This window comes from Falsiroseomonas oryziterrae, from assembly GCF_021864505.1.
Lineage (GTDB): Bacteria > Pseudomonadota > Alphaproteobacteria > Acetobacterales > Acetobacteraceae > Falsiroseomonas > Falsiroseomonas oryziterrae.
In genome coordinates this window covers 1-5,572 of the sequence record NZ_JAKJIB010000283.1, presented here as the reverse complement: position 1 = coordinate 5,572, position 5,572 = coordinate 1, and the positions used below count along the sequence as shown (strand labels likewise).

Sequence of the window (5,572 nt, the reverse complement as noted above, 5' to 3'; positions counted from 1 at the left end):
CAGCAGGGGCAGCCGCGATGAGCCCCGCCGAAGCGCCGCCCGGCGCCGTCCCGGGTGCCATGCAGGGCGCCGCGCAGGGCGCGCCGCCGGTGCGGCTCGCCGTCCAGAACAGCGGCCTCGTCGCGACCGGCCTCGGCAAGCGCTACCGCAAGCGGCCGGTGGTGCGGGGCGTCTCGATCAACCTCCGCCGCGGCGAGGCGGTCGGGCTGCTCGGGCCGAACGGCGCCGGCAAGACCACGACCTTCTACATGATCACCGGCCTGGTGCAGCCCGACGAGGGCAGCGTCACCATGGACGGCCACGACGTCACCTTCCTGCCGATGTACCGCCGCGCGCGGCTCGGCCTCGGCTACCTCCCGCAGGAGGCCTCGATCTTCCGGGGCCTCAGCGTGGAGGACAACATCCGCGCGGCGCTCGAGGTGATCGAGCCGATCCGCGACCGGCGCGAGCAGATGCTGGACGCGCTGCTCGCCGAGTTCGGCATCGCGCATCTGCGCCGCGCGCCGGCGCTCGCGCTCTCGGGCGGCGAGCGGCGGCGCTGCGAGATCGCGCGCGCGCTGGCGACCCAGCCCGCCTACATCCTGCTCGACGAGCCGCTGGCCGGCATCGACCCGATCGCGGTCGGCGAGATCCGCGACCTGGTGAAGCACCTGAAGGACCGCGGCATCGGCGTGCTGATCACCGACCACAATGTGCGCGAGACGCTGGAGATCATCGACCGCGCCTACATCCTGCACGACGGCCAGGTGCTGATGGAGGGCAGCCCGCGCGACATCGTGGAGCATGAGGGCGTCCGCCGGGTTTACCTCGGCGAGAGGTTCAGCCTCTAGGCTGCGGGCATGACGGGCAAGCGGCAGCCAGACGCGGGAGTCCGGGGGGCATGGCGCTAGGCCCGCGCCTCGACCTGCGGCAGTCGCAGTCGCTGGTGATGACGCCGCAACTGCGGCAGGCCATCAAGCTGCTGCAGTCGTCCAACATGGAAGTCACCGCCTTCGTCGAGGAGGAGCTGGAGCGCAACCCGCTGCTCGAGCGCGACGAGCGCGGCGACCCGCGCACCGCGGCGGATGAGCGCGCGCCCGATCCGCCGGCGGCGGAGTTCGCCGATGCGCATGCCGCCGCGACCTCGGGCGAGATGCCGGCCGACGGCGCGGCGCCGCTCGATGCCGAGTGGGACAACGTCTATGACGGCGAGGCGCCGCTCGGTGCCGGCGGTCTCGGCGCGGGCGGGCTCGGTGCGGGCGTCGGGGGCGGCGGTCGCGCCGATTTCGACGACCTCGACGGCATCGCCGAGATGGCGGATGCGAAGCCCTCGCTCCGCGAGCATCTCGGCGAGCAGATCCGCCTGACCTTTCGCGATGCGCGCGAGCGTCTCGTCGCCGCGCAGATGCTCGCCATGCTCGACCCCGCGGGGCGGCTGCCGGTCGCCGATGCCGCGATCGCCGCCGCCATGGGCTGCGAGGAGGCGATGGTGGCCGGCGTGCGCGCCAGGCTGCAGCGCCTCGACCCGACGGGGATGTTCGCGCAGAACCTGCGCGACTGCCTCGCCGTGCAGCTCGCGGAGCGCAACCGCCTCGATCCCTGCATGGAGGCGCTGCTCGACAACCTCGAGATGCTGGCGCGGCGCGACCTGCGGGGGCTGATGCGCGTCTGCGGCGTCGAGTCCGAGGACCTCGCCGACATGATCGCCGAGCTGAAGCGGCTCGATCCGAAGCCCGGCGCCAACTGGGACGCGGCTCCGCCGCCCGTGGTCGTGCCCGACGTGCTGATGCGCCGGCTCGACAACGGCGAATGGGCGGTGGAGCTGAACCCGGAGACGCTGCCGCGCGTGCTGGTCAACCGCGGCTTCCATGCCCGCGCCGTGGTCGGCACGCGCTCGAAGGACGACCGCGCCTTCCTCGCCGAACGGCTGCAGAGCGCGACCTGGCTCGTGAAGTCGCTCGAGCAGCGCGCGACGACGATCCTGAAGGTCGCCGCCGAGATCGTGCGCCGCCAGGACGGCTTCTTCCGCCACGGCGTCGCGCATCTGCGCCCGCTGATCCTGCGCGACGTGGCCGACGAGGTCTCGCTGCACGAAAGCACCGTCAGCCGGGTCACGGCGAACAAGCACATCGCCACGCCGCGCGGGATCTTCGAGCTGAAATACTTTTTCACCACCGCCATCGCCGCAACATCCGGCGGCGAAAGTCATTCCGCCGAGGCGATCCGTTTCCGCATCCGCGAGATGATTGCCGCCGAGCATCCCGACGACATCCTCTCCGACGACGCCATCGTGGAACGGCTGCGGAAGGAAGGGGTGGACATCGCCCGGCGAACGGTGGCGAAATACCGGGAAGCGCTGCGCATCCCATCTTCCGTGCAGCGCAAGCGGGAGAAGGCCGTCCCGGCCTGATCCGCGGCACCGCGCCGCCCCCGGCTCCGCGCCGCCTTCCGGGCGGCCTTCCTCCCAAAGAGGAAGGATAGATACGCTCATGCACATCACCGTCGCGGGCAAGCAGGTCGAGACCGGCGAGGCGCTGCAGACCCATGTCCGGGAAGGACTGGGCACCATCACGCGCAAGTACTTCGACCATGCCCTCGAGGCGAACGTGACCTTCCGCCGCGACGCCAAGGGCCATGCCTTCGTCTGCGACATCAACCTCAAGGCCGGCCGCGACCTCTTCATGCGCGGCGAGGGCGAGGGGCCCGACGCGCACCGTGCGTTCGAGGAGGCGGCCGAGCACGTCGCGAAGCGACTCCGGCGCTACCGCCGTCGCGTCAACGACCATGCACGCAGCCTCGCCTCGGGCCGCGACAGGCCACGCGCGGAACCGGCGCGCCAGATCGTGCTGCGCCGGCCCGAGGACGAGGAGGCGGACGCGGCGGAGCATGCCGTCGCGAACGGCGCCGACCATCCGGCCGTCGTGGCGGAGACGCAGGAGACGATCGAGACCCTGAGCGTGGGCGAGGCGGTAATGCGCCTCGACCTGCTGCAGGCGCAGGTGCTGGTGTTCCGCAGCGCGACCAGCGGCGCGCTCAACGTCGTGCACCGCCGGCCTGACGGCCATGTCGGCTGGGTCGAGCCGGCGAAGGGGTGATGCGCCAGCCCTCCCCCGCTCGCGGGGGAGGGATCACGCCCCGCTCAGTGCACCAGCGCGGGCTCCATCTCGTGCTGGCGGATCGCGGCGGCGGCGAGCGCCGCGCTCGGCGCGGCGCCGATCGGCGTGCCGTCCGCGGCATGGATCGCGAAGGCCTGGGCGCCGTTCATGACCACCGGGCGCAAATAGGCCACGTCCTCGACGCCGAGGCGGGCGAAGTCCTGCGCGGACAGGTTGCGGAGCGCCGCGGCGCTCAGGATCACCCGGCCCTGATCGGCGCCGGCATCGTGCTCGTTCATCACTCTCTCCTTCCGGCGCGTCCCGTGCAGGCCCGCGCCCCTGGCGAATCGAGGGATACCGGAACGATCATCCCTCGGTCGTGCGGCCGTCCGGAAGCGGCTCGGCCACGCCGCCGACCACGGTGCGCTGCGCGCCGTTGCCGCGGGCGGCGATCTTGATGGTCTTCACCTTCGCCTCCGGCAGCGGGCGGCGGAGGTCGACATGCAGCAGCCCGTTGTCGAGCCAGGCGCCCTCCACCTCGATGCCCTCGGCCAGCACGAAGGCGCGCTGGAACTGCCGGGCGGCGATGCCGCGATGGAGGAAGATCCGGCCCTCCGTGTCCTCCTTCTGGCGGCCGCGGATGACGAGCTGGTTGTCCTCCTGCGTGATCTGCAGGTCGTCCATCGAGAAGCCGGCCACGGCGAGCGTGATGCGCAGCCGCGTGTCGCCGGTCTGCTCGATGTTGTAGGGCGGGTACCCGTCGGCGTTCTTCTGCACCCGGTCGAGCATCTGCTCGAGATGGTCGAAGCCGAGGAAGAGCGGCGAGCCGAACAGCGAGGGACGCGACATCATCTGCTCCCGTTGCCCCCCCTTGCCCCGCGGCGTCGTGCCGGCCGGGATCGCTGGGCGAGGCGGAATGCGGGGCCCGAGGCACCCCGCGGAGAGGAATTTTGGCGGCTTGCCAGTCGGTTGCAAGGGGGCTCCCGCCCCGGTGAGATTGCGCGAGCGGGGGGCGGCCGCTACCTGTCGCGCCTTCCCGGACCGCGCCCGATGACCGACATCCTCCCGATCCTCTACGTTCCCGATCCGCGGCTGCGCGCCAAGGCGAAGCCCGTCACGGCGGGCGACCCCCGCATCCCGGCGCTTGCCGAGCAGATGTTGGCGACGATGTACAAGGCGCCCGGCATCGGCCTCGCCGCGCCGCAGGTGGGCGAGCTGCTGCGCCTCGTCGTGATCGACATCCGCCCCGACGAGAAGCCCGACCCGATGGTGCTGGTGAACCCGGAGATCGTGGCGGAGAGCAAGGAACTGGCGACGCGGGAGGAAGGCTGCCTCTCGCTCCCCGGCCAGTTCGCCGACGTGACGCGGCCGGCGCGGGTGAAGGTGCGCTGGACCGATCTCGCGGGCGCGAAGCGCGAGCTGGAGGCCGACGGCCTGCTCTCGGCCTGCCTGCAGCACGAGCTGGACCACCTGGACGGCCGGCTCTTCGTCGATCACCTCTCGGCGCTCAAGCGCAACATGCTGCTGCGCAAGCTGGCCAAGGAGCTGAAGGCGAAGGAGCGCGAATAGTGCTGCCCTCAGGCGCCGGGCGCCGGCGTCCGCCGGCTTGGCTTCGCGGCACATGCCCCGGGGCACATACGTGCCCTCGGCCGCCTGCGGCGGCCGCCTGATGCGCAAGCTGCGCCTCGCCTTCATGGGGAGCCCCGATTTCGCGGTGCCGGCGCTGCGTGCCCTGCACGCGGCGGGGCACGAGATCGCCTGCGTCTATGCCCAGCCGCCGCGGCCGGCGGGGCGCGGCCAGAAGGAGACCCCCTGCCCCGTGCACCGCGCGGCGCTCGAGCTCGGCCTGCCGGTGCGCACGCCGGCGCGGGTGAAGCGCGACGCGGCGGAACACGCGGCCTTCGCGGCGCTCGACCTCGATGTGGCGGTGGTCGCGGCCTATGGGCTGATCCTGCCGAAGGCCATGCTGGACGCGCCGCGCCGCGGCTGCCTGAACATCCACGCCTCGCTGCTGCCGCGCTGGCGCGGCGCGGGGCCGATCCAGGCGGCGATCCTGGCGGGCGACGACGAGACCGGCATCACCATCATGCGCATGGAGGAAGGCCTCGACACCGGCCCGATGCTGCTGCGCGAGGCGATCCCGATCGGCCCGCGCGCCACGACGCCCGAGATCCACGACGCGCTGGCGGAGATCGGCGCGCGGCTGATCCTGCGCGCGCTCGCCGAGGACCCGCCGGCGGAGCCGCAGCCGGAGGCCGGCGTCACCCATGCGCCGAAGATCGCGAAGGAGGATGGCCGGCTGGACTGGCGCGACAGCGCGGCCGCGCTCGACCGCCGCGTGCGCGCGCTGAACCCCTGGCCGGGCACCTTCTTCGCCCATGGCGGCGAGACGGTCCGGGTGCTGGCGGCGGAGCCCGCCGAGGGCAGCGGCCCGCCCGGGACGGTGCTGGACGGCGCGCCGACCATCGCCTGTGGCGAGGGCGCGCTGCGGCTGACGC

General features: G+C 72.7%; 7 protein-coding genes. 5 read left to right on the top strand and 2 right to left on the bottom strand.

Annotated features, from left to right (window positions below; genetic code table 11):
- Positions 1-59: 59 nt before the first annotated feature.
- The 3 genes from lptB (at position 60) to hpf (ending at position 3,074) form a co-directional block, all read left to right on the top strand.
- Positions 60-830 carry an LPS export ABC transporter ATP-binding protein gene (gene lptB / locus L2I40_RS18160; RefSeq protein WP_237216605.1) on the top strand — a complete coding sequence of 257 codons (771 nt, stop codon included), beginning with the start codon at positions 60-62 and terminating at the stop codon, positions 828-830.
- A gap of 50 nt (positions 831-880) precedes the next feature.
- A complete protein-coding gene (gene rpoN, locus L2I40_RS18155) occupies positions 881-2,389 on the top strand; it encodes an RNA polymerase factor sigma-54 (RefSeq protein ID WP_237216603.1) in 1,509 nt (502 codons plus the stop codon).
- A 79-nt stretch (positions 2,390-2,468) separates the two neighbouring features.
- Entirely contained in the window at positions 2,469-3,074 is a 606-nt protein-coding gene (hpf, locus tag L2I40_RS18150; protein WP_237216602.1) for a ribosome hibernation-promoting factor, HPF/YfiA family, read from the top strand.
- A gap of 44 nt (positions 3,075-3,118) precedes the next feature.
- Here hpf and L2I40_RS18145 read toward each other — a convergent pair whose 3' ends face one another.
- Both L2I40_RS18145 and L2I40_RS18140 read right to left on the bottom strand, forming a co-directional pair.
- Positions 3,119-3,373 carry a DUF1150 family protein gene (locus L2I40_RS18145; protein ID WP_237216601.1) on the bottom strand — a complete coding sequence of 85 codons (255 nt, stop codon included), beginning with the start codon at positions 3,371-3,373 and terminating at the stop codon, positions 3,119-3,121.
- A gap of 67 nt (positions 3,374-3,440) precedes the next feature.
- A complete protein-coding gene (locus L2I40_RS18140) occupies positions 3,441-3,923 on the bottom strand; it encodes an Hsp20 family protein (RefSeq protein WP_372491077.1) in 483 nt (160 codons plus the stop codon).
- Positions 3,924-4,124: 201 nt separating this feature from the next.
- On the opposite strand from L2I40_RS18140, the gene def reads away from it, so the two are divergent.
- Positions 4,125-4,643 (top strand): peptide deformylase, encoded by a 519-nt coding sequence (gene def / locus L2I40_RS18135; RefSeq protein WP_237216599.1) that lies wholly within the window; start codon positions 4,125-4,127, stop codon positions 4,641-4,643.
- A 109-nt stretch (positions 4,644-4,752) separates the two neighbouring features.
- Positions 4,753-5,572: methionyl-tRNA formyltransferase (fmt, locus tag L2I40_RS18130; RefSeq protein ID WP_237216604.1), on the top strand; the 820-nt coding region annotated here is incomplete at its 3' end.

Bases quoted from the DNA above. Each gene is read 5' to 3' on its own strand.
- lptB (WP_237216605.1), top strand. From the start codon at position 60: ATGCAGGGCGCCGCGCAGGGCGCGCCGCCGGTGCGGCTCGCCGTCCAG.
- rpoN (WP_237216603.1), top strand. From the start codon at position 881: ATGGCGCTAGGCCCGCGCCTCGACCTGCGGCAGTCGCAGTCGCTGGTG.
- hpf (WP_237216602.1), top strand. From the start codon at position 2,469: ATGCACATCACCGTCGCGGGCAAGCAGGTCGAGACCGGCGAGGCGCTG.
- L2I40_RS18145 (WP_237216601.1), bottom strand. From the start codon at position 3,373: ATGAACGAGCACGATGCCGGCGCCGATCAGGGCCGGGTGATCCTGAGC.
- L2I40_RS18140 (WP_372491077.1), bottom strand. From the start codon at position 3,923: ATGTCGCGTCCCTCGCTGTTCGGCTCGCCGCTCTTCCTCGGCTTCGAC.
- def (WP_237216599.1), top strand. From the start codon at position 4,125: ATGACCGACATCCTCCCGATCCTCTACGTTCCCGATCCGCGGCTGCGC.